This is a genomic window from Nannocystis pusilla (assembly GCF_026626665.1).
GTDB lineage: Bacteria > Myxococcota_A > Polyangia > Nannocystales > Nannocystaceae > Nannocystis > Nannocystis pusilla.
The window spans coordinates 1,399,172-1,423,530 of record NZ_JAPNKE010000002.1; the positions used below are offsets into that span (position 1 = coordinate 1,399,172).

The following is a 24,359-nucleotide window of genomic DNA, read 5'->3' on the forward strand; positions in this document are numbered from 1 at the left end:
CGGCGCCGCGCGTTGCATGGCTGAAAGGACAGGTCCTCGTCGGGACCTGGGCGCTCGCCGATCGCGCCGTCGTTGTATGTCCGAAAGGACAGGCCAGCATCGAGGCCTGGGGGCGCTCGCCCAGGAGCGGCTCACGCGGCGGTCGGAGGGTCTCGCCCAGCATGTTCAGACGGACCCGGGCGCGTTGTCGGCCGAGCTCTGCGAGCTCTTCGGCGTAGAAGAAGTCGGGCGCGCCGAAGGCCGGGCGCAGCTCGCTGATCCAGGCCGCGTCGGGGTCGTACTCGGCGAGGAAGATGCGGCCGACCCACTCGGGGTTGCGGCCCTGGAGCATCCGCAGCACGAAGTACGGCTTGCCCGCGATCTCCGTCACGCCGTCGACCAGGATCTTGCCGGGCGTCGCCGACATCGACGGGCCGCGGACGCTGCGACACAGCCCCGACAGCTGGCGGTAGGCGCCTTGATAGATCTGCAGCGCGCGCCAGCGGCACCTTGAAGTACTCCTTCGGCCCCGTGTCGCGCTCGATGAACATGTAGTAAGGGACAGCGCCGAGCCGCACCTGCGCGCGCCACAGGTCGGCCCACACGGCGGGGTCGTCGTTGACGCGGCGGACCAGCGGGGCCTGGCAGCGGACCACCGCGCCGGAGTCGCGCACGCGCTGCAGCGCCGCGACTGCGGCCGGCGTGGCGAGCTCGCGCGGGTGGCTGTAGTGGGCCATCACCGCGACGTGCTTGCCGGCGGCCTGGATCTCGCCGAACAGGCGCAGCAGGTCGTCGGCGTCCGGATCGGTGAGGAACCGCGCCGGCCAGTAGGCGAGGGCCTTGGTGCCGAAGCGGATGTGCGCGAGGTTCGGCAGGTCGGCGCGCAGGAGCGGCTCGACGTAGCGCCGCAGCACGCTGGTGCGCATCACCAGCGGGTCGCCGCCGGTGAACAGGACGTCGGTGACCTCGGGGTGGTTTCGGAGGTACTCGACCAGGGTCTCGGCCTCGCGGGCCGCGAACTTGAGGTCTTCGAGGCCGACGAACTGGGCCCAGCGGAAGCAGTAGGTGCAGTACGCGTGGCAGGTCTGGCCCTGCGCCGGGAAGAACAGCACCGTCTGGCGGTACTTGTGCTGCAGGCCGCGCTGCACGGCGCCGGCCTCGATCGGCACGTTGAGGTCGATCTGGCCGGCGGGGTGCGGATTCATCGCCGCTGGATCGCCCGCGCCCGCGCCTGCAGCTCGGCCTCGCTGCCGCGGCGCACGAGGTCGACCAGCGCGCTCAGATCGGCGTCGCCCAGCATCTCCGGCTGAGGAATCGTCAATTGATAGATAGGGTCGTCGGGCGCGCGCGACCAATCGATCAGGTGCTCCAGCACGTAGGCGTTGACGCGGAACGGCAGGACCTGCGCGACCGCTCGCAGCCGCAGCCGCGCGTCGGCCGACAGGGCCGCCAATTGAGGGATTGCATCGATGTCACGGGCGGTGAACGCCCGGTACGCACCTGATTTCAACGCGCCGTCCGGCATCCGACTCCACTCTCCATTGCGAGCGCCCGGGCGCCGAGGGCGCCGGACGAGTGAGTGTCTCTTGGGACAGGCGCGTTCGACCTCGGCGGAACACGACGCAAGCAGGCCGCGCTCGTCCGACGCCGGGCCACGCCCGCCGCGGGGATGATTGAGCCCCAACTTAACACGCAATCGAGGCTCACCGCAAGGCGAAATCGTCGTCGTCGACGCGTAATCGTATTGGCGAACCGAGGTTCGCAGGACGTCGATTCGTCGATTACATCATCGTAACGACTTCAGGCGCCGGCGCGCGAATCGTGCGCGTGTTCTTCGGGACATGTCACGAGGGACAGCACGGTTGCCGCGGCCGCGGGAGCGCGGTATACCGGCGGCCTGTGCGGGGCGGGGCCGATGCGGCCGCGCCTCGACGGAGGGAGAACGAAGCATGTGTGGAATCCTCGCGGTCTTCGGGGCCGTCGACGACGCGCTCCTCTCGCAGGCGGTGGCCGCGAGCGAGCGCCTCAGCCACCGCGGCCCGGACGGCCACGGCGTGCATTATCTGCGGGGCAGGGGCGCGCTGATCCACCGGCGGCTGGCGATCATGGACCCGGCGTCGGGTCGACAGCCGCTGTTCGGCCGCGACGGCGGCGCGCTCGTCCACAACGGCGAGATTTACAACCACGCGGCGCTGCGGGCCGGGCTGCAGGCGGCGGGGCGGGTGTTCCGCAGCGGCTCCGACAGCGAGGTGCTGGTCCACCTCTACGAGGCCCGCGGCGACGCGTTCGTCGCCGAGCTCGACGGCGTGTTCGCGCTCGCGGCCATGCGCGACGACGACTGGGTGGTGGCGCGCGACCCGATCGGGGTAAAGCCGCTCTACTACGGCCGCGACCTCGCCGGCAACCTGTGGTTCTCCTCCGAGCTCAAGGTGCTGGTCGACCGCTGCGCGTGGTTCAAGGTGTTCCCGCCCGGGCACATCTACACCGGCCGGGGCGGGCTGCGCCGCTGGTATGAAAGGACATGGCTCGAAGGACAGGAGGATTTCCGCCGCGACGCCGCCGGGCTGCGCGAGCGCTTCGAGGCCGCGGTCGACAAGCGGCTGATGAGCGACGTGCCGCTCGGCGTGCTGCTGTCGGGCGGGCTCGACTCGAGCCTGGTGGCGGCGCTGGCGGCCCGGCTGGCGCGGCGGCGCGACCCGGGCGCCACGCTGCAGTCGTTCGCGATCGGCGTCGACGGCGACTCGCCCGACCTGCGGGCGGCGCGAGAGGTCGCGGCGTTCATCGGCACCGAGCACCACGAGGTCCGGCTCGACCTCGACGACGGCGTCGAGGCGCTGCGCGCCATCATCTGGCACACCGAGTCGTACGACATCCCGACGGTGCGCGCGAGCGTGCCGATGTACCGCCTGAGCCGCTACATCCGCGACCAGGGGGTCAAGGTCGTGCTCTCGGGCGAGGGCTCCGACGAGGTGTTCGGCGGCTACCTCTACTTCTACTTCGCCGAGGGCGAGGACGCGTTTCAGCGCGAGACGGTCGAGCGGGTCAAGAACCTCCACTTCAGCGACGTCCTGCGCGCCGACAAGAGCACGATGGCGCACGGGGTCGAGGCGCGGGTCCCGTTCCTCGACCTCGCGTTCCTCGATCTGGCGATGACGATCGACCCGGCGCTGAAGCGCCCGCTGGCGCCCGGCGCCGGCCGCGAGGGGCGGATGGAGAAGGCGCTGCTGCGCGCGGCGTTCGCCGATCCCGCCGATCCGCTGCTGCCGCCGGCGGTGCTGTGGCGGCAGAAGGAGCAGTTCTCCGACGGCGTCGGCTACGGCTGGGTCGAGCGGCTCAAGGCCCACGCGGAGGCGACCGTGTCCGACCTGGAGATGGCCGAGGCCGGCGAGCGGTTCCCGCACGAGACGCCGACCACCAAGGAGGGCTACCTGTACCGCGCGCTGTTCTCGACGCTGTTTCCCGGCGACCACGCGGCCCGCTGTGTGCGACGATGGGTGCCGCGCTGGCAGGCCGACGCCGACAGCTCGGGGCGGGCCAACCCGCTTCACGCCAGCGCTGTCCGAAAGGCCAGGTGAATCGTGCAAGGACGTCCCAGCCTCAACCTCCAGGTCCGCGGCCTCTCGCCGTCGGCCACGGTGTCGATCAACGAGCGCAGCAACGACCTGATGGCCGCCGGCCGCGAGGTGTTCAAGCTCGGCCTCGGCCAGTCGCCGTTCCCCGTGCCCGACAGCGTGATCGAGGCGCTGCGGGCCCACGCGGCGCGCAAGGAGTACATGCCGGTGCGCGGGCTGCCGGCCCTGCGCGACGCGGTCGCCGCCTATCACCAGCGCAGCGTCGGCGGCGAGCGCGAGTACAGCGGCGAGCACGTGCTGGTCGGTCCGGGCAGCAAGGAGCTGATGTTCATCACCCAGCTGGCGTTCTACGGCGACCTCGTGCTGCCGTCGCCGGCGTGGGTGTCGTACTCGCCGCAGGCGCGGATCATCGGCCGACAGGTGGTGTGGCTGCCGACGCGCGCGGAGGACGGGTGGAAGCTGCGGCCCGCCGACATCGACGCGCTGTGCCGCCGCGACTCGGGGCGCCCGCGGGTGCTCATCCTCAACTACCCGTCGAACCCGACCGGCCAGACCTACGAGGCCGACGAGCTGGCGGCGCTGGCCGAGGTCCTGCGCGCCCACGAGGTCCTGGTGGTGTCCGACGAGATCTACGGCGAGCTCCACCACGACGGCGCGCACACGTCGATCGCCCGCTTCTACCCCGAGGGCACGATCATCAGCTCGGGCCTCAGCAAGTGGTGCGGGGCCGGCGGCTGGCGGCTCGGCACGTTCCTGTTCCCGCGCGAGCTCGAGTGGCTGCAGCGGGCGATGATCGCGGTCGCCAGCGAGACGTACACGTCGACCAGCGCGCCGATCCAGTGCGCCGCGGTGACCGCGTTCGCGTTCGGGCGCGACATCGCCGCCTACGTGGCCCACGAGCAGGCGATCCTGAAGGCGCTCGGCGCGTGGTGTCACCAGCACCTGAGCGCCGGCGGCATCGCCTGCGCGGCGCCCCGCGGCGGGTTCTACCTGTTCCCGGAGTTCCACGGCCGCGCGGAGGCGCTGCGGCGGCGCGGCATCACCAGCGGGGAGGTGCTGTGCGAGCGCCTGCTCGAAGAGACAGGTGTTGCCATTCTCCCGGGCAGCGACTTCGGCCGGCCCGCGGGGGACCTCACCGCGCGGCTCGCCTACGTCGACTTCGACGGCGCCGCGGCGCTCGCGGCCCACACCGGCCAGGCGATCGACGAGGCGTGGCTGCGGCGCTACATGCCGCGCGTGCTGACGGCGATCGAGCGCATCGTCGCGTTCGTCGCCTGAGGCGGCGAAGCTCGCCCCGTGGTACCCCGCGGAGGCAGGTGCGGGTAGCCGCGACGACGCGGGCGACGCGGCCCGCCGGTGAGCGCCGGCGGGGGCGCCGAGCACGAGCGTGGTGACGCGGCCGGCGAGGAGCGAGCCGGACAGGTCGTCACGCGCGAGCGCACGCCCGCAGCGGCGGCGGCACTCCAGTCATCGCTTTTGCGAGCGGCCCCGACGTTGCGCACCGAGCCTGTCGTCGGACTCGCGAGCGAGGGACCACGCGGCCCGCCCGGCCGGAGCAGCGCGTTTGCAAGGACCGCGAGGTCGCGGCGGACCCGCCCGCGGCGACGGCCTCGGCCGCGAGGGCGGCAGGCTCGACCGGCCGATCGACGATTCTCGCCGGTCCAGGTGCGATGATTCGCGGGCCCGGTCGATTCGTTGCAGCACCAACGGATCGCGCTACGCTCCGGTCGGTCTTGCGGAGGAGAAAACCATGGAGTTCATCTGGACATTGATCGTGGGCCTGATCGCGGGCGCGCTCGCCAAGCTGGTCATGCCGGGTAAGGATGCAGGCGGTATCGTCGCCACCATGCTCCTCGGCATCGCCGGCTCGTTCGTCGCCGCCTTCCTGGGGCGCGCGCTCGGCTGGTACTCGCACGTCAACGAGGGCCCGGGCATCATCGCCTCGATCGTCGGTGCGCTGATCCTGCTCGGCATCTACCGCCTCGCCGTCGGCCGCGGCATCCGCGGCTGACCCCGGGCCTGCATCGCGCAGGCCGCTGAGTTCGCCGCCGGCGGGCGGACGCCCGGCTCTCATCGTGTGAGTAGTTCGTCGAGGGCCAGCATCCACTCGCCGGCGGGCGTCACCACCCACGCGCCCGCGGTCAGGCGGGCGCGCACGGCCGCCGCGGCTTCGACCGGCAGGGCGTCGACGATCGCCATCGGGGCGAGCTGAGCGTATGGGACATCGTCGGCCAACCGACGACAGCCCTCTGGCCACGCGGCCAGGGCGACCCGTCGACCCTGCCGGTCGAGGACCGGCTGCAGGCCCGGCACGTCGGCCGCGAGCAGCGCGTCGAGGGCGATGTCGTCCCAGGCGGCCGCCGCCTCGACGACGACGCCGTGGCCGGGCAGGCCTGAATCATCGGACATGACCCCAGGTTCCTGTCCCATGGGCTCTGTGCTCATGGACAGGTCCCGAAGGTCAGCCACGCGCCGGCGCATGCGCGCGAGCAGGGCGGTCGCGTCCGGGCGGCGCGCGGGGTCGGGGTCGAGGGCGTCCTCGACGACCGCGCGGGCCTCGGGCGCGCTGCCGCCGAGGTTGCCGGCGACGAGCGCGACCAGCAGCGCGGCGGCGCCGTAGACGTCGCTGGCGGCGGTGGGGCCCGCCGGCGCGGACCTCGGGCGCGGTGATCGTGAGCAGCTCCTCGAGCGCGCCGGTGCGGGTGGCGATGAGCCCGGCGATCGCGTCGGCGCCGAACGGGCCGAGCAGCGGGCGCCCGGCGGCGTCGCACACGAGCTGGGCCGGCAGCAGCGAGCCGTGGACCAGGCCGCGCGCGTGGGCGGCGGCCAGGCCCTCGAGCAAAAAGGCGATCAGGGCCCGGGCCCGCGGCAGCGGCATGCCGGGCGGACGGATGAGCGCCCGCAGGTTGTTGCCGGCCTCCCAGGGCAGGATGAGGATGCCGGCGCGGGCGTCGAACTGGACGATGCCGCGGATCGCCGGGTGCTCCAACGCGGCGGCGGCGAGGGCCCGGCGGTGGAACGCCTCGAGCGCGTCCTGGACCGCGGGGTCGCCGGCGCCGCTCTCCTGCAGCTCGGCGAGGAGGAGGTGGATCTCGACCTCGGCGAGGGTGACGCGGTCGATGCCCTCGTAGGCCGCGCCGGAGAAGCTGGCCGGCAGCGAGGCGCGGACGAGGAAGCGCGCCGGCACCGGGGCGCCCTCGGGGGCCTCGCCGCGGCCTTGCAGGACGATCTGGGCCGCGAGGTCGTGGCCCAGGGCCCCGAGGCCGCGGGCCAGGAGGCGGCTCAAGGCGGCGCGGTCGGCCCCGCCGGCGCGGATGGCCGCCTGGGCCCGTCGCACCGCGGCCTCGGCGTCGCCGAGCTCCCACGACAGCTCGGCGGCGAGCTGCAAGGTCGGGCCGTGGCGCTCGGGCAGCGGCTCCAGCAGCGCCAGGGCCTCGCGCACGCGGTCGGCCTCGGCCAGCACGCGCGCGGCCCCGAGTCTGTCGCCGGCGCGCACGAGGGCGCGGGCGCGGGCCTCGGGGTCGTGGTCGCCGAGCGCCAAGATCCGGGCCGCGTCGGCGTGCCGACCCTTGCGCTGCAGCAGGGCGGCGGCCTGCTGGCGGGTGTCGGCGTCGGCGGCGGCGAACACCGCGATGATGCGGTCGACGACGTCGGGCCGGCCGAGCTCGATCGCCGCGCGCAGGGCGTCGAGCGGGCGGCCGGCGCGGGCGTAGTGCTCGCAGGCGCCGGCGAACTCCCAGATCTGCTCGAGCACCCAGCCGGCCGCGGCGTGCCGGCCCGCCAGCGCGAGCGCGTGGGCGAGGGCCTCGTGCCGCCCCTGGGCGAGCATGCGCTGCTCGTCGTCGGTCAGCGGCTCGGGCGGGGCCGGGACGGCCGCCAACTCAGTGCTCCTCCGCGAACAGGTCGCGCGCGAGCTCGCGGTAGAACTCGAGGTGGTCGAACTTGACGTCGGTGACGCCGAGCAGCTGCCCGACCTCGTCGATGTGGTCGGCGATCATCTCGCCGCGGTAGTCGCCCCACTGGGCGCTCTCGACGGTGACGAGGCCGTCGTTGTCGCCGCGCGCGAGCTGCAGCACGGTGTAGCCGAGGCTGATCAGCGGGTCGACCAGGTCCTGGCAGTGATTGCCGGGGATGAGGAAGCCGGCGGCGTCGCAGGTGCGGCCGGTGTAGCTGATGTACTTCACGCGCGGGTCGTCGGGGTTCGAGGGGTTGAACTCGTCCTGCATGTAGTGCTCGCTGAGCGAGTAGAACGAGGCCTCGGCGTCGGACTTCTGCTGGGCCGAGACGGCGCCGACGAAGTTGAGGAGGAAGCCGAGCGCGGCCTCGACTCCGCCCGGCGCGAGGCCGAGGGCGAGGTCGGTGATGTACGTGCCGCGGTGCGGGCTGGCGATCGTGACGACCGCGGAGACGCGGTCGCCGTAGCCGTGGCTGGCGACCACGGCCCGCGAGTCGATGCCGCCCTGGCTGTGGCCGAGCAGGTCGAGCTTGCGCGCGCGCTGGGCCACCAGGAACTCGTCGAGCTGCTCGGCGAGCTGGCCCGAGCGCACGGTGGTGCTGTTGTACGGGTCGAGGACGGCGACCTCGACCGGGAAGCCGAGCGACTCGAGCTCGGCGGTGACGCCGTAGAAGTAGGTGATGGGGCCTATCGCCTCGAAGCCGGTCCAGCCGTGGACGAGCACGATCGGGAAGCGGGTGGTCTCGCGCCCGCAGCCGATCGAGCACACGAACTCGAGGTTGTAGTCGCTCGGCGCGTCGGGGCTGTCCGATCGGACATGCACCGCGAACTCGCCCGAGCGCGGGACGGCGAAGATGGCCTCGGCCGGGGCCTCGCCGCTGACCAGCGGGGGCGCCAGCGCGGCCTGCCACACCAGCGCGCCCGGCTCGTCGGGGTAGGCGACGGTGGCCCGCAGCGGGCCGGCGCCGTCGGTGCGGGTGAGGCGGATCTGCCACGAGCTCTCGTCGGGGAAGGCGACGTACCAGCGGTGCTCGCTGCAGGCCGGCAAGGTCTCGCCCTTCACGTCCTCGCCGACGCCGAGGTAGTCGCGCTCGACCAGCGTCCATTGATTCGGGTCGCAGGCGGGCTCGCCGGTGGTGGTGGTGCCGGTGGTCTGGCCGTGGCCGCCGCTGCCGTCGTCGCCGGTGCCCGTGCCGGTGGTGGTCGGCGGGGCGTCGGGCGGGCCGTCCGTGGCGTCGCTGCCGGGGACGTCGGAGTCTGTCCCTTCGGACATCCCCGCGCCGGCGCCGGGGCCCTGGGCGTCGCCGCAGGCGAGGGTCACGAGCGAGACCGCGAGCGCGGCGGTGAGCGCGGGCGAGCGTAGGGACGACACGCGTCGACTGTAGCAGCGAGGGCGCGGGCTCCGGGAGTGCGCGCCGCCGCAATGTGCGCTGGCGCCGGCCCGGGCGCCCGCCCTTGCGGGGGTTGCTGCGGGGCTTTGCCCGGGGCGGCGCCTGGGCTATAGCCGGGCCCATGACCGCGACGAGCCGCTCCAAGCTGTTCTCCGGCGCCGCGGAGGCGCTGTTCGACGTGCGCGACGGGGCCCAGGTGGCCGTGGGTGGGTTCGGCCTGTGCGGCAACCCGGAGGCGTGCATCCAGGCGCTGGCGGCCTCGGGGGCGAAGGACCTCGTGATCGTGTCGAACAACTGCGGCAACCAGGGTCAGGGCCTGGCGGTGCTGCTGCAACGAAGGCTGGTGGCGCGGGTGATCTGCAGCTTCGTCGGCGGCAACCCGGATCTGGAGCAGCAGATGCTCTCGGGCCAGGTCCAGGTCGAGCTCAACCCGCAGGGCACCCTGGCCGAACGCCTGCGCGCCGGCGGGTCGGGCATCCCGGCGTTCTTCACGCCGACCGGGGCCGGCACGGTGGTGTCCGAGGGCAAGGAGGTCCGTGAGTTCGCCGGTCGCCCGTGCGTGCTCGAGACGGCGCTCCAGCCCGACTTCGCCATCGTCCGCGCCGAGGTCGGCGACCCGCTCGGCAACCTCCGCTTCTATCGCACGGCCCGCAACTTCAACCCGCTGGCGGCGATGGCGGCGCGGGTCACGATCGCCGAGGTCGACCGCCTCGTCGACGTCGGCGAGCTCGACCCGGACGATGTCCACCTGCCTGGAATCTTCGTTCAGCGGGTGATCCACGTGCCCGAGCACAAGAACGTGATCGAGTACCGCACGACCCGCCCCCGCGCCGGTTGACCGGCGGCCGCGGCGCTGGCCCCAGGCCCGCAGCAGGCCCCGCAGGCCCGCTCGGCGGGGCGTCCGCGCGCCTTCGCCGGTTTTTGTCAATTTTGCGAGATCGCGGCTAGCCTCACCGGGCCGGAAGGATAGGCGAGGGTCACATGACGGAGGACATGCTCGAAGACATCGAGGTCGAATCGACCATCCCGCGCGCCCTGGTGATCCTGGCCGAAGGGGCAGAGGAAGCCGAGGCCGTGATCGTGGTCGACATCCTCCGCCGCGGCGGGATCGACGTGGTGTTCGCGGGGCTCAACGGCGACAGCCCGGTCCTGTGCGGCCGCAAGATGAAGCTCATCCCCGACATCGCGCTGTCGGCGGTGACCGGCCACTTCCAGGCGATCGTGCTGCCGGGCGGGGCCGAAGGCGCCCGCCGCCTCGGCAGCTCCGAGGCGGTCGGCGAGCGCCTCCGCCACGCTGTCACCGACGGCCTGGTCGTCGGGGCCATCTGCGCGGCCCCGCTGGCCCTCTTGGCCCACCAGGTGTTCGCCGGCAAGGCGATGACCTGCCACCCCAGCGTGGCCTCGCGGATCGCGATGTACGGCAAGCTGGTCCAAAAGCCAGTCGTCGAGGACGGCCAGCTCGTCACGAGCCAGGGCCTCGGCACGGCGATCATGTTCGGGCTGACGCTGGTCCGCAGGATCATGGGCGACGTCCGCGCGGCGGACGTCGAGCGCGGCCTCACGCTGCCGCGCTGAGGTCCGCGGACGCTGCGAGCGTAGCGATGCGCACCAGGCAGCAGCGGCTCGCCGACTTCGCCGAGCGCGTGCAGATGGATGAGGATGCACCGGCTTGGCCCGGGCTGGGTCGTTGCGTGACGGTGCATCCGATGGCTGACGAGGCGGCTCTGCTCGCGCGGCTGGGGCTCGCTCCCGCTGCGTGCGTGGCGGTGGATCTGTACTGGGAGTACGCGGGCGACGTCGCGTTCGTGCAGCTCGCGACGACGCGGTACTGGCCGGATCGGCCGCCCGGGTTCTATGCCCGCAGGTCGGCGGCGGGTCACGTCAACCTGGTGGCGATCGTCCCCGACGACGTGGTGAGCTCTGCGACGGTCGAGCGAGCGCTGCGGCGGTTCGCAGCGGTGAAGATCGTCAGGTCGCGTCTCGGCGATGCGCTGGCGCCGTTGCCGGCATTGGCCGACGAATGAGGGATCACGCGGTCGCGCCGATCGTGCGGGCGAGCGCGGGCGAGAGCGGGTAGGGCTTCTCGGGCGGCAGGAGGGCTTTGGCCCGCGCTTCGTGGCCGCTCTTGAGGTGGCCGTGGATCTTGCGCACGAGCGGGGTGAGGTCGGTGATGTCGACGGTCCACGCGTCGGCGAAGCGATCGATGACGTGGCGCGAGAGGCCGACCTGGATGCTGCCCTGCTGCAGGTCGGCGCCGCGGAGCGAGCGCTCGGGGTCCCACTGGATGTGGACGGCGGCGGCGGCGAACCGTTCGCGCCACTCGTCGGGGTCGCGATGAAGCCGCGGATCGTGGCTGGTGAGCACGCCGGCGGCGAGCGCCTCCTCCCAGCCGGCGCGGGAGATCCGTACGGCCAGGACGTGCTCCTGGCCGGATTTCCGCGCCCAGTTGCTGCGCTCCATCAGCCACAAGAACGAGGGCTTGATCCACGTCATGCGCGTCCGCGAAAACGGCGGCACGAAGCGCTTGGCGGCCAGCGCCGGCCGGGCGATCGCGGGGCCGTACGCCTGGTAGACGACGATCGTGCGGGCGTCGAAGTCGGCGCGGATCTGGTTCATGGCGGCCGGCGAGGGTCGCACGCCGGGCCGGCCGCTGCCACCGGGGCGGGCGCTCAGGAGGCGGGCGGGCCCTGGACGTCGGGGGCGTAGTGCGCGAGCGAGGCCTGCAGCAGGCCGGCGATCTCGTCGGCGGTGGCGGTGCCCGAGGCGGCCGCGGCGGCGGCCCAGGCGTGCGCGGACTGGCGCGAGAACTCCTGGACCTCGCGCGAGTTGGCGGCGGCGGCCGGGTCTTCGACGACGTGGCCGCGCAGGTACTGATCGAGGCCGAGCAGGCCGCCGTCCCAGCCGGGGCCGACGAACAGCGAGCCGGCGCCGCTGCCCGCGAGCTCGATCGGGACGTTGTGCTCGACCTCGAGGTTCGTGGTGTCGCCCTCGCCCGCGGCCAGCCGCACCTCGACGACGCTGGTCTCGCCGCCCCAGGTCAGCTTCAAGAGGCGCGGGGGATCGCAGCGGAGGATGTCGCCGCCGGCGTTGCCCTTGAGCTGGAACTTGCCGCCCTCGCGCAGGTCGCCGCTGAGCTGCGCGAACCACCGCTTGACCCGCTCGGGGTCGGTGATGGCCTCCCACACGTCGGCCGGGGTGCTGTCGTAGGTGCGGCGCAGCAGCACCGAGATGCCCTGGCCGCCGGCGGCGGTGGGCCGGCGGGCGACGTCGCGGTGAATGGCGTCGATCTGGTGGACGATGTCGATCATGTGTCTTCGCTCTCCGTGGCTTGGGCCTTCAATCGTCGTTCACGTTTGCCGCGCGCGATCTCGGTGGCCAGCGCGTCCAGGCGCTGCTCCCAATAATGGCGGAATGGCGCGAGCCAATCGTCGACCTCCTGCAGCCGCTCGGGAGTGACTGCATAGAGGCGACGGGTGCCCTCGGGCCGCACCGTGGCGAATCCGTGGTCCCGCAGGACCCGCAGGTGCTGGGATACCGCCGGTTGAGAGATGCCGAATTGGTCCTGGATCACCTTGGTGATGGCGCCCGAGGATTGCTCGCCGTCGGCGAGCAACTCGAGGATCCGGCGCCGCACCGGGTCGCCCAGGATGTCGAACGCGTGCACTGCGCCGGTAAGTATCAAGGTTAGCTTATATAAGTCAACGTTTAAATTGATTCGGGCCTGTGGGCGAGAATAGGCGGCTGGAACGGCAGTGTGCGAAAACGAGCGCGAGCAAAAACGCCCGTATCGAAGGCCGGCGATGGAGGCTCGCGGCTGAGAGGGGGTCGCTCGGCTCACGCGTGACGGGCAGTCGTCGGCGACCGGGGGCGCCTGGCGAATGCTCGGTGCTCGCGCACGCCAATCGCCGACAGAATGGAGCGTCGGCCGGACGGAGAGTGACGCTGCATTCGCCGATCTCGGTGTCGCTACATGCATGGCGACGAGCTCGGCAGCCGCGGGACGACGCCTCCGAATCAGCGCACCGCCGAGGCGGGCGCGTCGCGTGAATGCGCGGCTCGTCCGGCCGAACCCACGCGCTGCGATTCGGGCGAGGCCGGCCGCGCGGGCGCGCGACCGGCGAGGGACAAATTCACTTCGCGGGCGCGGCCCGGCGGGCGAACTCGAGGTCGAGGCGGACGCGGCCGCCGACGACGTCGGCGGCGAGGCGGAAGCCGCGGCCGGTGAGCCACGACTGCAAGAAGCCGGCGTCGCGCGGGCCGTCGTCGAAGCTGCCGATCAGGCGCCACAGGTCGGGCAGCTCGCCGTAGAACGCGGGGTTCGTCTCCTTGTCGCGCTCGACGTCGGCGAGCAGCCACTTGAGGCGGTCCTGGCCGTCGGCGGCGGCGATCCAGCCGAACTCGACGTCCTTGTCGCCGAGGCGCACGGTGCCGGGGTCGGTGACGAGGTAGACCTGCACCGGGGCCTCGGCCTCGGACAGCCCGGCCGCCTCCACCTTGGCGTCGACGCCGGTGACCGTGACCGGCGAGAAGCGCATCGACGACAGGCCGACGAGCGAGCGGAACAACGCGAGGTCCTGGCCCTGCACGCGCGAGTAGGCGACGTAGTCGGTCTGCACGCCGCGGTCGCCGATCTGCAGGCTGCGCAGGCTGCCGCCGAAGCCCTCGACGCGGCCGAGGATGTCGAGCACGGTGCGGATGATGCCGGCCTCCATGCCCTTCTGCTCGCGACCCCAGCGCTCGATCATGCCGAGCGCGCTCGGCCAGGTCTCGAGCATGAGGACGGCCGGGCCGAAGTCGCCGGCGTTCTCGATCGCCTCGCTGAAGGCCCGCTCGTCGCGGCCGTAGAGGCCGATCGCCAGCTCGCCGAGGCCGGCCAGCGGCGGCAGGCCGAGCTGCGCCAGCAGGCCAGGGCGCCGTCGCACAGGCCGGCGAGGCTGGGCACGCCGACGCCGGCGGCGGCGCGCGAGAATGTCTTTTCGGCCAGGTCGGCGGCGGCGGGGTCGGCTGGCTCCCAGGACATGGTCATCTGGACAGTCTCGGGATCGACCGCGGCCTCGAGGCGCACGCCGGAGAACAGCCGCCTCGTCTCGCGCAGCTGCTCGAGCGCGGCCCGCTGCCCGAGCGCCCGCGAGACTTTCTCCGCCCGCTGCCCGGGCTCGTACCAGCGCAGGTCGCGGACGGTGTCGGCGATCTCGTAGACCTCGGACACCGCGGGCAGGGCGGCGGCGTCGGCGTAGGCCGCGAAGTCGCCGCGCAGGGTCGCCAGCACCGGCAGCTTGGCGGGGCCGGCCGCGAGGCCGTTGGTGACGGTGGTGACGCGATCGGGGTCCCACGCCGCGCCGGTGCCGGCGGGGAAGAAGAACAGGTCGAGGACGACCGCGGCGGCCTCCTTGCGCGCGACCAGCAGGGCGCCGGCGTCGCCGAAGCAGAACTCGCTCGGGCCGATCTGGCCGCACAGGGTCGCGATCTCCGGCGGCCGCTCCTTGTGGACCATCCGCGTCAGCAGGGCCGGCAGGGCGGAGGGATCCTTGGCGGGCAGGTGGACGCGGTTGTGGAAGGCGAGGCTACCTGCCCCTCGGGCCATGGCCTCCTGGTCAGGTGACGGGGCGTCGGGCGGCGGCGGCTTCCACGGCTCGGGGATCGGCGTGACCGGCTGGACCGGCGCCGAGTCCAAATAAGGCTGCGGCGGGCTCGGCGGGGCCGGCGGCGCGGGCGGCGGCCGCACCGGGCGCGGGGACGGCCAGGGGGCGACGTCCGCCGGCGTGGTCGCGGCCGCGGGGAACGGGTTCGGCAGGTCCGGCGCGCTGCCGATCCGCTGCAGGGCCTCGCGCACGCCGGGCATGGTGACGGCGATCGGCCGCGCGATCGTGACTGTGACGTGGGCGTCGGGGTCGAGGCCGAGGCGGGCGGCGACGTCGTCGACGCGCGGGTCGAAGCCGAGGTCGACGCCGGCGCGGGAGACCTCGCGCGCGGTGTCCGGATCCAGCGGCAGCGACTGCAGGTACTTCTGGATCGCACCTGGCTTCAAGGCCATGTAGACGAAACCACCGGCGACGTACCCCGGGCCCTGGCCGACGGTCGCGCGCTCGAGCGGCGGCATGCGGGCGTGGATCGCCCGCAGCGCGGGATCGGTGGGGTCGTCGGGGGCCCCGGCGCCGCCGCGGCCGCAGGCGAGGGCGAGGACGGCGGCGAGACCGAGGCCGAGGCGAGGACGCGCGAAGGCGTGAGGCATCGGCCGAGGATACGCCGAGCGCCCGGCGGCAAACAGCCCTCGCCCTGGGACCGTCGATTCGTCGCACCCGCGGCGACGCGCGAGCGAGCCGCGAGCGCTCGAAAACGGTCGCGGCCGCGCCGTCCAGGCGACGATGCGGACGGAGCGGCCGGGTCACGCGAGCGCGCGAGCTATTTGGCGCACCAGATCTCGTACTCGACGAGCATGCCCGGGATCGCCAGGGCGTCGACGATCCGCAGGGTTCCGGCCGCCGGCTTGATGTTCACGGGGGCGAAGTAGTCGGCGAACAGGCCGAGGATCGCGTTGAACTCGCCGTCGGTGACGTCGGTCGTCATCGTGAATTCGATGCGGATGATGTCCTTGCGGTCGTAGCCGGCGTCGTCGAGATATTCGTCGAAGTGGTCGAGGATGTACTGCGTCTGCCCGACGGCGTCGCCGGGGAACATGATCTGACCGTTCGAGTCGTGCGCGCCGTGGCCGGCGATGAGGAACAGCTCGTCGATGTTCCGCAGCTTGAGGCCCCAATTGAAGATAGCCCCGAAGTCGGGCGCCTCCGGGTTCGGCACCGCGATCTTCTTGAAGTCGCCGTTATTGTTATTACCGTTGCCGTTGCCGTTGCCGTGACCCCAGCCGTTGCCGTTGCCGTTACCGTGACCCCAGCCGTTACCCGATACTACTTGAGGCGCCGCGATCGACATCGAGAGCGCGAGGAGAATCGTCGAAATGAATACTGGCCGCTGCATCCCACACCTCCAACCAGGACACGTTACGGCGCCGGTGATACTCGTGTCAATCGCCGTCGATGCGCATGCATCAACTTTGGGGCAGCGCCGCGTACCTTGCTTCACTTCACCCACGGCGGCTGACAGGTGGTTTCGGGCGCAGGCCGGGTTCATGGCGCATCTGTCGGCGCGCCGAGGATTCACCTATGATCATTGTTTCGCGGGGCGGCAGATGCCGGCCCGCGCGGCTCACTCTCGGGCCGGGCCTGTCCACAGCCGCGTGCGACGAATCGCGGGCGAGGGCGCGCCCCACAATGTATATAGTGCGAGCGCTCGTCGGCGAATCCGGGGGCGCGCAAATGTCAATCGAGGACGTCGCACCGCGTGGGTCGTGACGCCCCTCGTCGATGGCGGTCGACCCCGCGCGCGGTCACCTGTCCGGCGCCCTCGGCCGTGGCGGAAGAGACATGTTTTCAGCGCTTCCGCGCGGCCCGGACGACCCCGGACGCGGCCGTCCGGATATGCTCGCCTGCGATGTACTTCGTGCTCCGCTACGAACTCGTCGACGATTACCTCGAACGCCGTACGCCGCTGCGGCCCGAACACCTGGCGCTGGCCCGCGCGGCCGTCGAGCGCGGCGAGCTGCGGCTCGGCGGCGCGCTGGCCGAGCCGGCCGACGAAGCCCTGCTGGTGTTCCGCGGGCCCGACCCGTCCGCCGCGGAGGCGTTCGCCCACGCCGATCCTTACGTCCGGGAAGGGCTGGTCCGCCGCTGGACCGTGAGGCCCTGGACGGTCGTGATCGGGGCCGACTTCGCGGGCTGAAGACCGGCGAGCGCGGCGAGGCCAGGGCCCTGCGAGGTTGGCCGCCCGGCGGCGGCCTGAGCTGCTCTGCTCGGTTGCCAGGGGCGATGCGGCGCGTGCGTCGCGGCGCTCCGGCTCGTGGTGGCGGCGCTGGGGCTCGCTCCGGGACGACGCTGCAGCCCTGCAGACGCCGTCGTGAGGACGGGCCTCACGAAGATGCCTGGTCGATCGGACAGGCCCTCGAACGAGGCGGCGGTCGGCGCACTTCGAGGTGAGCGCCGACTGGGCCCCGCGGCGACCGCAGACGGAGGGCCGTCGCGGCGCTTCGAGGCAGGCGTCGCCTCGGTCCGCGGCGCACGGAGACGGGAAAGCTGGGCGGTGCGTCGAGGCGGACGTCGTCGTGGTCCGCGGCGCCCGGCGCGAGGGCCGTGCAGCGCATCGAGGTCGTACCGGCCCGTGGCGATGCGTCCGGTGCTTCGACGGTGAATCCAGTGAGCTCTCCCTGTCCCAGGTCATGACGGGTCGAGGCAGACGTCGCCGCGGTCCGCGGTGAGGCGCGGAGCAATGGCCGCACGCGACATGACCGAAGGGACAGCCTCTCGCGCACGCAGCCGGGGGCTGCACGTTTTTGCAGGGGCGACGGACGAGCCGACCCCCGGCGAGGGTCGATGGGCGCTTGACAAACATGCTTTCCATCGTGGAAAGAATACGCGTCATGTCCGAAAGCGAGCCGAACCGGGTGCGGGCGGTGCGAGAGGCCCGTGGTCTGTCGCAGAGCGAGCTCGCGGCGGCGGCCAGCCTGTCGCGGCAGAGCGTGGGGGCGATCGAGGCCGGGCGGGCGACGCCCGCGGTCGACGTGGCGCTGCGGCTGGCGCGGGCGCTGGATTGTCGGGTCGAGGAGCTGTTCGCGCTCGCGGACGCGGAGCTGCGCGTCGAAGCCGAGCCGGTCGGGCCGGTGCAGGCCGGTCGGGTCGCGCTGGCCCACCTCGGCGGGCGCTGGGTGACGTATCCGCTGGCGGGCGAGGCGATGCGGCTGGCGGCCGACGCGATCGTGGCGGAGCCGCCGAAGCGACGCGGGCGGGTCCAGGTCGAGCTGGTGCGGCCGCGGGCCGAGGCGCAGGACAACCTGATCGTCATGGGCTGCGCGGCGGCGCTGGGGGTGCTGGCCGATCGCCTGAGCGGGCGCGCGGGGGCGGGGCGGGTGATGTGGCTGCCGCGCTCGAGCACGCAGGCGCTGGCGGCGTTGGCGGCCGAGCACACGCACGTGGCCGGGGTGCACCTGATCGACGGGCGCACCGGCGAGGCCAACGTGCCCGACGTCCGCAAGCACGCGGCCGGGGCGATCGTGCTGATCACTCTGGCGCGGTGGGAGGCGGGGCTGCTGCTGGCGCCCGGTAATCCGCGGAAGATCCGCGGCGCGGCCGACCTCGGGCGCCGGGGATTGCGGCTGGTCGCGCGCGAGACCGGCTCGGGCTCGCGGCGGCTGCTCGAGCGCGAGCTCTTGCGCGCGGGCCTGTCGGCGGCGCTGGCCGGGGCGGCGCCGGTGCGGGCGAGCGGTCACCTCGAGGTGGCGCAGGCGATCGCCAGCGGGGCGGGCGAGGTCGGCGTGGCCACGCGCGACGCCGCGATCGCGTTCGGCCTCGAGTTCGTGCCGCTGGCCGAGGAGCGCTACGACCTGGCGATCCCGCGGGCCCTGCTGGCCGACCCGCGGCTGGAACGATTCCTCGACGCGATGACCTCGGCGGCGTTCCGCCGCGAGCTGTCGTCGCTCGGCTACGACGTGCGCGGCTGCGGCGACCGCGTGGCGGAGCTCGACGCCGCCTGACCTTGGAGCAGATCATGAAGACACGCGTGTGGACGATGACTGCGGCGCTGGCGGCCTGTGTGCCGCAGGCCGCGACGACCGCGACCGAGAGCGAGGCGGGTACGGACGCCACGCGGGCCGCGAGCGAGGCGACCGCCGACGCGCCGACGACGGACGCGACGACCGGGGCGCCGGCGCAGTGCGAGACGTTCCCGACGTACCGCATCGACGTGCAGGCCGAGCCCAACGGGCTCTACTACCGTGTCGACGAGCAGAAGCTGTACATCGCCGACGACGACAACAACCGCGTGCTGGTGCGCGACGAGGACGGGGCGACGGAGGTGTTCGCGGAGATCCCGAACCCCTCCGGCGATCCCGGCTCCGACGGCCTCGGCGACCTCGACTTCGCCGCCGACGGCACGCTCTACCTGCCGCGCTTCGGCTTCGGGATGCCCGGGCTGGGGGCGATCTTCCGCCTCGGGCCCGACGGCGAGGCAGAGGCGCTCGCGGGCGTCGACGACGAGTGGCGCCGCGTCGGCCTCGACTACGACGACGCGCGCGGGCTGCTCTACGTGGCCACGTATTCGCGCGACGCCGACGACGTGTACACCGGCTGGATCGCCAGCGTCGATCCGGTCGCCGGCGTCGAGACGATGATCGTCGGCGGCCTCAGCAAGCCGGTCGGGATCGCGGTGCTCGGCGACACCCTGTTCGTCGGCGACCAGTCACAGCGGCAATTGTTCAAACTCGATCTGAAGGCCGCGGCGCCGGCGTTGACGCTGGTGTCGGACGAGTTCGAGTCGCTCGACCTGATGGAGACGACGCCCGACGGGGCACTGCTGGTGCTGTCGTACGACACCGCCAACAGCACCGGCCGCGTCTATCGCGTGACCGGGGACGGGACGATCTCGACGGTCGCGGAGGGCGACTGGGAGCCGCGCGGGATCGCCTTCGACGGGGTCAGCCGGATCTTCGTGTCCGCCCGCGACACCCAGCAGATCGTGGTCATGCCGGCCTGTTGAGCGCCCGTGGACGCGACGACCTTCATCCTCGCCGCGGCGCTGGGGGCCGCCCCGGCCGACGAGATCACCAGCGTCCCGGTGCCCGAGAGCCGCGAGGCGGCGCCGCGGGTGCCGGCGGCGGCCGGCGGCGGCAGTGCCCCGGAGGACATGTCTGAAGCGACAGGTCCTCGGGGGCCTGTCGTCGAGACCACCTCGACCGCCGTGCAGGGGACGGGCGAACCTGGCGGCGCCGTCCCGGCGGGTCCCGTCCCGGCGGGCCCTGTCGCGCCGACGGGCGCTCCCGCCCGGGATGCCTCGAAGGACATGCCCTCGGGGACAGCCAGGCCGCCGCTGCGCGAGCGGCTGCAGTTCTTCCCGTACGGGTGGATCCGCACCGACGCGACCGGGTACTCGGCGCCGCGCGAGGGCTACAGCAACATCAGCCTGGCGGGGGCGCGGATCGGCGGCGGGGTCCAGATCGGGCCGGTCACCGCGTTCGTGACGATCGAGGCGGCGCAGGCCAAGGGGCCGCAGCTGTTCGACGCGTTCATCGCCTGGGCCGCGGCGCCGCGGCTGCGGCTGCGCGCCGGCCAGTTCAAGGCGCCGTTCGGCCTGCGCTTCAACGCGCCCGACCTGGTCGACGAGCTGCCGCGCGCGCCGCTGTCGATGCTGGCGGCCACGCCCGGGCGACAGGTCGGGCTCGAGGTGGCCTACGACTTCTGGCGCTGGGCCGAGGTCACCGCCGCGGTGTTCTCCGGCATCGGCCAGAACCGCGAGGCCAACAACACCAAGATCGCGTTCGCCGGCAAGGTGCAGCTGAGTCCGCTGGCGTTCCTGCGGCGCGGCCCGCAGCTCCTGCTGGTCGCGTCGGTGTTCGCCTACCACAAGACCAACGGCTTCACGCCGACGGTGACCACCGCGTTCGCCTTCGACTTCTTCCACGGCCTGCCGAGCACGGGCGCGTCGCGCCGCTTCACCGCCGGCGGCGGGCTGTTCTGGCGCTTCCTCTCGGCCCGCGGCGAGTTCTTCTACACCTACGACTCGCGCGAGCGCGACACCGACGGCGACCCCTTCACGCCCGGCGACCCGCTGCCCCAGCTGATCGGCGCCGGCGGTTACGCCCAGGTCGGCGCGGTGGTGACGGGCCAGGACAAGGACCCGGCGACGCTGCTGCCGCGGCTGGCGAGCCGCCGCGTGCGCGACAGCGCGGTCGAGCTGTCGGCCCGCTTCGAGCGCTTCCGCGTCGGCGCCCGCGACGTGGTCGGCAACGGCATCACCGCGACGTCGGCCGGCGTGAACTGGGTGCTGCTGCAGCACCTGCGGGTGTTCGCGGCGGTGAACTGGCAGCGCCTGGAGACCGCGATCCCCGAGATCCCCGCGCCACCTCGTGGGGCGTGACCGGCGGTATCGCCGGCTTCTTCCTCGGCCGCGCCGGGCGCGGCGATTGACGTGTCCGAAGGGGCATGTTCATCAGGACAGGATTGGGCGTCGCGGGCGAATTCGTCGGCGTCGCGCGGGCGTCACGGCGGGGCGACGCGTGGTGCGAGGTCGACCTGTCCGTGAGGCCATGTCGCTCCTCTCCCGGAGATCGGGGGGACATGGTCTTCAAAGCATGTCCGGAAGTGCATGCGTGAGGCAATTGTCGCGCCACGGACCCTGAGATCGGGCGGCGCTCCGCGGGCCTCCGCCTGCATGCGCGGCGTCCGTGCGGCCCCGATGCGGGGATGTCCGGGAGGACAGGTTGTGCCGCGGTTGCGAAGACGCGCGGGGACGCCCGAGTGGGCGCTGAAGGGCGCTTCGGGCCGCCCGCGGGCGCGCACCTGCGTTCGCCGAACAGCCCGCGGGACTCGCCCAGGCGCGCTCCCGGGCCTTTCGGGGCGGCCGGCGCGGCGTGTTACGCGGCCGACATGGTGTACCCTGCCGGGCCATGACGCGATGGATTATCGGACCGGTCGCCGCGCTGGCGGTCGGGTGCGCACAGGGAGCGCCGCTCGACGGCGACACCAGCGGGACCCTCGGCACGACCGCGGCCACGGCGATGCCGACCTCGACCGAGCCGACCACCACCTCGGGGACGACGACCGAGACGGGCGGGACGACGACCACCAGCACGAGCGACGGCGAGACCCTGAGCTCGGAGACCGACGACACCGCGACCACCACCACCGGCGAGCCCACCGTGCTCGGCGAGTACTACCCGTTCGACGAGATCCACTCGCCGATCACCGCCGACGTCGCCGCGTCGCTGGCCGCGATCAAGGCCAAGGGGGCGAAGACCGACGGCGTGTTCGCCAAGGTCGGCGGCTCGAGCACCGCCAGCACCAACTTCATGCACTGCCTCGCCGACGCCATGCAGGTCATGGAGCTGCCGGCGGAGCTGCAGCCGACCGTCGACTTCTTCAACGCGACGGCGGCGGGCATGGGCGCGACGTCGTTCAGCCGCGTCAGCGCGGCGGCGATGGCCGGGTGGGGCGGGGCCGACGTGCTGGCCGGGATGCCGTCGCCGCTCGCCAACGAGGTCACCGCGATCAGCCCTCGCTTCGCGCTGGTGCTGCTCGGCACCGCCGAGCTCGAGGTGCCGCCGCCCGAGGGCGTGTTCACGTTCGCCGACAACCTCACCGCGGTGGTCGACGCGCTGATCGCCGGCGGCACCATCCCGGTCCTGTCGACCATGCCGACGCGGACGATGCCGGCCGGCATCGACGTCTACGTGCCGCGCTACAACGCCTTCGTCCGCGCGCTCGCGCAGGGCCGCAAGATCCCGCTGATCGACCTCAACCTGGTCCTGGCCGGTCTGCCGGGCTCCGGGCTCGCGGCCGACGGCATCGACCTCAGCGTCGCGCTCGGCGGCGACATGGTCACGCCGACCCCGTGCGCGTTCGGCTTCGCCGGCATCACCAGCGGCTACAACCGCCGTAACCTCGTGACCCTCGAGGCGCTCGCGCGCGTCAAGCCGGTGGTGGTCGACGGCGCCGCGCCGCCCGACGCGTCGGCGCCGACGCTGCTGGGCGCCGGCACGCTCGCCGAGCCGATCGTGATCCCGGGCCTGCCGTTCGCCGACATGCGCAGCACCGCCGACAGCCCCAGCGACGAGATCGACGCCTACGCCGGCGCCTGCATGTCGATGGGCGAGGACGGGCCCGAGTTCGTCTACGAGCTGGAAATCGCCGAGGCGACCAAGATCCGCGCGCTGGTGTTCGACCAGGGCAACGTCGACGTCGACCTCCACTTGATGACGCTGGCCGACGCGGGCACCTGCGTGAAGCGAGCCGACCGCGAGCTCGAGGGGCCGCTGCAGCCGGGCACGTACTACATCGTGGTCGACACGCTCGGGACCGCGACGCCCGGCGAGTTCGGGCTCGTGGTGCTGCCCGAGGCCTGAGCGCGATCCCGCTCCGGGCGCCTGCGTGGCCGCCCGAGGGCGCTAGTGCAGGACTGGGGTCGGCTGACCCAAAGAGCAGGCGGCAAAATCCATGCGCAGCGGCACGGCCCGCGCGCTCGGGCGAGGCCGCCCGGGCCGGGGGCCGCGTGCGCCAGGGTGAGAACGGGACGGACAGGTGTTACAGTGCGGCCCCGAACCCCATGAAGCACGCGCAGGACGAGCTGGTCTGGATCGACGGGACGGGGGCGGCGCATCCGCTGGGCGAGGTCGCCACGCAGCGGATGCGCACCCGCGAAGGCGCGTTCCGGGTCATGCCGTCCCCGCGGCACCTCGTGTTCATGCGCTACGTCGGCGCCGACGGCCGGCGCGACCGGGAGGACGGCGCGGTGGTCCGGATCGCCGGCGAGATCACGGGGCCCGGGGCGATGGCCGACGTGATCGCCCTGCTGGCGCAGGTCGGCTGGCGCGGCGAGCTGGTGGTGCAGGACTCGGAGCACTCGCGCAGCCTGTTCTTCGAGCACGGCTCGATCGTCGGCGTGCAGTCGGACGCGGGCGACGAGCTGCTCGGCAACATCGCCTACCGCTTCGGCGTGGTCCACGAGGAGGTCCTCGGCGACGTGCTGATCCGGGCCCGCAAGACCGGCGAGCGTTTCGGCGTGGCCGCGGTGGCGATGGGCGCCCTCACCGAAGAGCAGGTGCTGAGCCTGCTCGGGCGCCAGGTCGAGGAGGTCGTGTTCTCGGTGCTGATGGCCGACGACGGCCTCTACGCGTTCCTCGACGGCTACGAGGACTCGCGCCTGCCGTTCCGCCAGGTCCACAGCGCGACGTCGTTGCTGATGCACCTGATCGTGCGCCTCGACGGCATCCGCTACTTCCGCCCGTGGATCCCGTCGTCGCAGTACATCCCGAAGAAGCGGCCGGGCGCGCTGGCCCCGGGCAACGAGGTGATGCCGCTGTGGAACGCGATCGACGGGACCCAGAGCGTCGAGGCGCTCGGCCGCTCGACCGGGCTCGGCGAGTTCCAGGTCACGGAGATGCTGTTCCAGCTGACGCAGTCGCAGCACGTGATCATCCTGCCGCCGCGGCTGCGCGGCGGGGCGGCCGAGGCGGTCGAGCTGGCCAACACGGCGCTGCGGGCGATCCACCAGCGCGCCGACATGGCCGGCCGCGGCACCGTGTTCCGCAACGCGATGGCCGGGTTCGCCCGCGGCTCCTACGACGACCTGTTCCGCGGGGCAGGTCCGTTCGAGCACGGCGGCTTCAACGGGCAGATGATCGACCGCAACGCCAGCCAGACCTGCCGCGCCCTCGGCGGCGAGCCCGAGGTGCTGGTCCGCGAGATGATGTACGACTACGTGGCGTTCGCCCTGCTGTCGTGCGGCGCCTCGATCGGCAAGGCCGACGAGCAGGCCCTGAGCCGCGAGGTCGAGCCGCTGCTGGCCAAGCTGCGCCCCGCGAGCCAGTCGGGGATGTTCCGCCTCAACAAGTGAGCCGCGGCGTCGACAGCAAATGTGCACACC

General features: G+C 72.8%; 21 protein-coding genes and 1 pseudogene. 12 read left to right on the forward strand and 10 right to left on the reverse strand.

Going from position 1 to position 24,359, the window contains the following annotated elements; translation table 11 throughout:
• Positions 1-193 precede the first annotated feature (193 nt).
• Positions 194-1,504: pseudogene (locus tag OV079_RS06205) on the reverse strand (KamA family radical SAM protein); the annotation flags it as partial.
• Between the two features lie 424 nt (positions 1,505-1,928).
• On the opposite strand from OV079_RS06205, the gene asnB reads away from it, so the two are divergent.
• The 3 genes from asnB (at position 1,929) to OV079_RS06225 (ending at position 5,562) form a co-directional block, all read left to right on the forward strand.
• Positions 1,929-3,554 (forward strand): asparagine synthase B, encoded by a 1,626-nt coding sequence (gene asnB / locus OV079_RS06215; protein WP_267766808.1) that lies wholly within the window; start codon positions 1,929-1,931, stop codon positions 3,552-3,554.
• A 3-nt stretch (positions 3,555-3,557) separates the two neighbouring features.
• Positions 3,558-4,829: a pyridoxal phosphate-dependent aminotransferase gene (locus OV079_RS06220; protein WP_267766811.1), complete on the forward strand. Its 1,272-nt coding sequence runs from the start codon at positions 3,558-3,560 to the stop codon at positions 4,827-4,829.
• Positions 4,830-5,301: 472 nt separating this feature from the next.
• Complete coding sequence (locus OV079_RS06225) at positions 5,302-5,562, forward strand: GlsB/YeaQ/YmgE family stress response membrane protein (protein WP_267766812.1); 261 nt, start codon at positions 5,302-5,304, stop codon at positions 5,560-5,562.
• Positions 5,563-5,621: 59 nt separating this feature from the next.
• On the opposite strand, the gene OV079_RS06230 is transcribed toward OV079_RS06225, so the two are convergent.
• From OV079_RS06230 to OV079_RS06240, 3 genes are read right to left on the reverse strand one after another with little or no spacing between them, the layout of a single operon-like run.
• A complete protein-coding gene (locus tag OV079_RS06230; protein WP_267766814.1) occupies positions 5,622-5,960 on the reverse strand; it encodes a hypothetical protein in 339 nt (112 codons plus the stop codon).
• A 52-nt stretch (positions 5,961-6,012) separates the two neighbouring features.
• Positions 6,013-7,431: a protein kinase family protein gene (locus OV079_RS06235; RefSeq protein ID WP_267766815.1), complete on the reverse strand. Its 1,419-nt coding sequence runs from the start codon at positions 7,429-7,431 to the stop codon at positions 6,013-6,015.
• A 1-nt stretch (position 7,432) separates the two neighbouring features.
• Entirely contained in the window at positions 7,433-8,878 is a 1,446-nt protein-coding gene (locus OV079_RS06240; protein WP_267766816.1) for a triacylglycerol lipase, read from the reverse strand.
• 140 nt (positions 8,879-9,018) lie between these two features.
• On the opposite strand from OV079_RS06240, the gene OV079_RS06245 reads away from it, so the two are divergent.
• The 3 genes from OV079_RS06245 (at position 9,019) to OV079_RS06255 (ending at position 10,921) form a co-directional block, all read left to right on the forward strand.
• Positions 9,019-9,735, forward strand: coding sequence for a CoA transferase subunit A (locus tag OV079_RS06245; RefSeq protein ID WP_267766817.1), 717 nt, complete (start codon positions 9,019-9,021; stop codon positions 9,733-9,735).
• A gap of 155 nt (positions 9,736-9,890) precedes the next feature.
• Entirely contained in the window at positions 9,891-10,472 is a 582-nt protein-coding gene (locus tag OV079_RS06250) for a DJ-1 family glyoxalase III (RefSeq protein WP_267766818.1), read from the forward strand.
• Between the two features lie 26 nt (positions 10,473-10,498).
• Positions 10,499-10,921 carry a hypothetical protein gene (locus tag OV079_RS06255; protein WP_267766819.1) on the forward strand — a complete coding sequence of 141 codons (423 nt, stop codon included), beginning with the start codon at positions 10,499-10,501 and terminating at the stop codon, positions 10,919-10,921.
• Between the two features lie 4 nt (positions 10,922-10,925).
• On the opposite strand, the gene OV079_RS06260 is transcribed toward OV079_RS06255, so the two are convergent.
• The 6 genes from OV079_RS06260 to OV079_RS06285 all read right to left on the reverse strand — a co-directional run bounded on the left by OV079_RS06260 (position 10,926) and on the right by OV079_RS06285 (position 15,827).
• Positions 10,926-11,513 carry a DUF4291 domain-containing protein gene (locus OV079_RS06260; protein ID WP_267766820.1) on the reverse strand — a complete coding sequence of 196 codons (588 nt, stop codon included), beginning with the start codon at positions 11,511-11,513 and terminating at the stop codon, positions 10,926-10,928.
• A gap of 53 nt (positions 11,514-11,566) precedes the next feature.
• Positions 11,567-12,205, reverse strand: coding sequence for an SRPBCC family protein (locus OV079_RS06265; RefSeq protein WP_267766821.1), 639 nt, complete (start codon positions 12,203-12,205; stop codon positions 11,567-11,569).
• Positions 12,202-12,561, reverse strand: coding sequence for an ArsR/SmtB family transcription factor (locus OV079_RS06270; RefSeq protein WP_267778470.1), 360 nt, complete (start codon positions 12,559-12,561; stop codon positions 12,202-12,204). Before OV079_RS06270 ends, OV079_RS06265 begins: the two co-directional genes overlap by 4 nt.
• A gap of 466 nt (positions 12,562-13,027) precedes the next feature.
• On the reverse strand, positions 13,028-13,672 hold the full coding sequence (locus tag OV079_RS06275) for a hypothetical protein (protein ID WP_267766822.1): 645 nt from the start codon (positions 13,670-13,672) through the stop codon (positions 13,028-13,030).
• Complete coding sequence (locus tag OV079_RS06280) at positions 13,639-15,129, reverse strand: hypothetical protein (protein WP_267766823.1); 1,491 nt, start codon at positions 15,127-15,129, stop codon at positions 13,639-13,641. The genes OV079_RS06275 and OV079_RS06280 overlap by 34 nt, the downstream gene beginning before the upstream one ends.
• Before the next feature lie 170 nt (positions 15,130-15,299).
• Positions 15,300-15,827, reverse strand: coding sequence for a Rid family hydrolase (locus OV079_RS06285; RefSeq protein ID WP_267766824.1), 528 nt, complete (start codon positions 15,825-15,827; stop codon positions 15,300-15,302).
• A gap of 558 nt (positions 15,828-16,385) precedes the next feature.
• Here OV079_RS06285 and OV079_RS06290 point away from each other — a divergent pair.
• From OV079_RS06290 to OV079_RS06315, 6 genes are all read left to right on the forward strand, one after another.
• Positions 16,386-16,673, forward strand: a complete 288-nt coding sequence (locus OV079_RS06290) for a YciI-like protein (protein WP_267701966.1) — start codon at positions 16,386-16,388, stop codon at positions 16,671-16,673.
• A gap of 694 nt (positions 16,674-17,367) precedes the next feature.
• Entirely contained in the window at positions 17,368-18,477 is a 1,110-nt protein-coding gene (locus OV079_RS06295; protein WP_267766825.1) for a substrate-binding domain-containing protein, read from the forward strand.
• Positions 18,478-18,491: 14 nt separating this feature from the next.
• Complete coding sequence (locus OV079_RS06300) at positions 18,492-19,478, forward strand: NHL repeat-containing protein (RefSeq protein ID WP_267766826.1); 987 nt, start codon at positions 18,492-18,494, stop codon at positions 19,476-19,478.
• A gap of 6 nt (positions 19,479-19,484) precedes the next feature.
• Positions 19,485-20,855 (forward strand): hypothetical protein, encoded by a 1,371-nt coding sequence (locus OV079_RS06305; protein WP_267766827.1) that lies wholly within the window; start codon positions 19,485-19,487, stop codon positions 20,853-20,855.
• Between the two features lie 529 nt (positions 20,856-21,384).
• The gene (locus OV079_RS06310; protein ID WP_267766828.1) at positions 21,385-22,839 is read left to right on the forward strand and encodes an SGNH/GDSL hydrolase family protein; all 1,455 of its coding nucleotides are present in this window, start codon (positions 21,385-21,387) and stop codon (positions 22,837-22,839) included.
• 200 nt (positions 22,840-23,039) lie between these two features.
• Positions 23,040-24,329 (forward strand): DUF4388 domain-containing protein, encoded by a 1,290-nt coding sequence (locus OV079_RS06315; RefSeq protein ID WP_267766829.1) that lies wholly within the window; start codon positions 23,040-23,042, stop codon positions 24,327-24,329.
• Positions 24,330-24,359 lie beyond the last annotated feature (30 nt).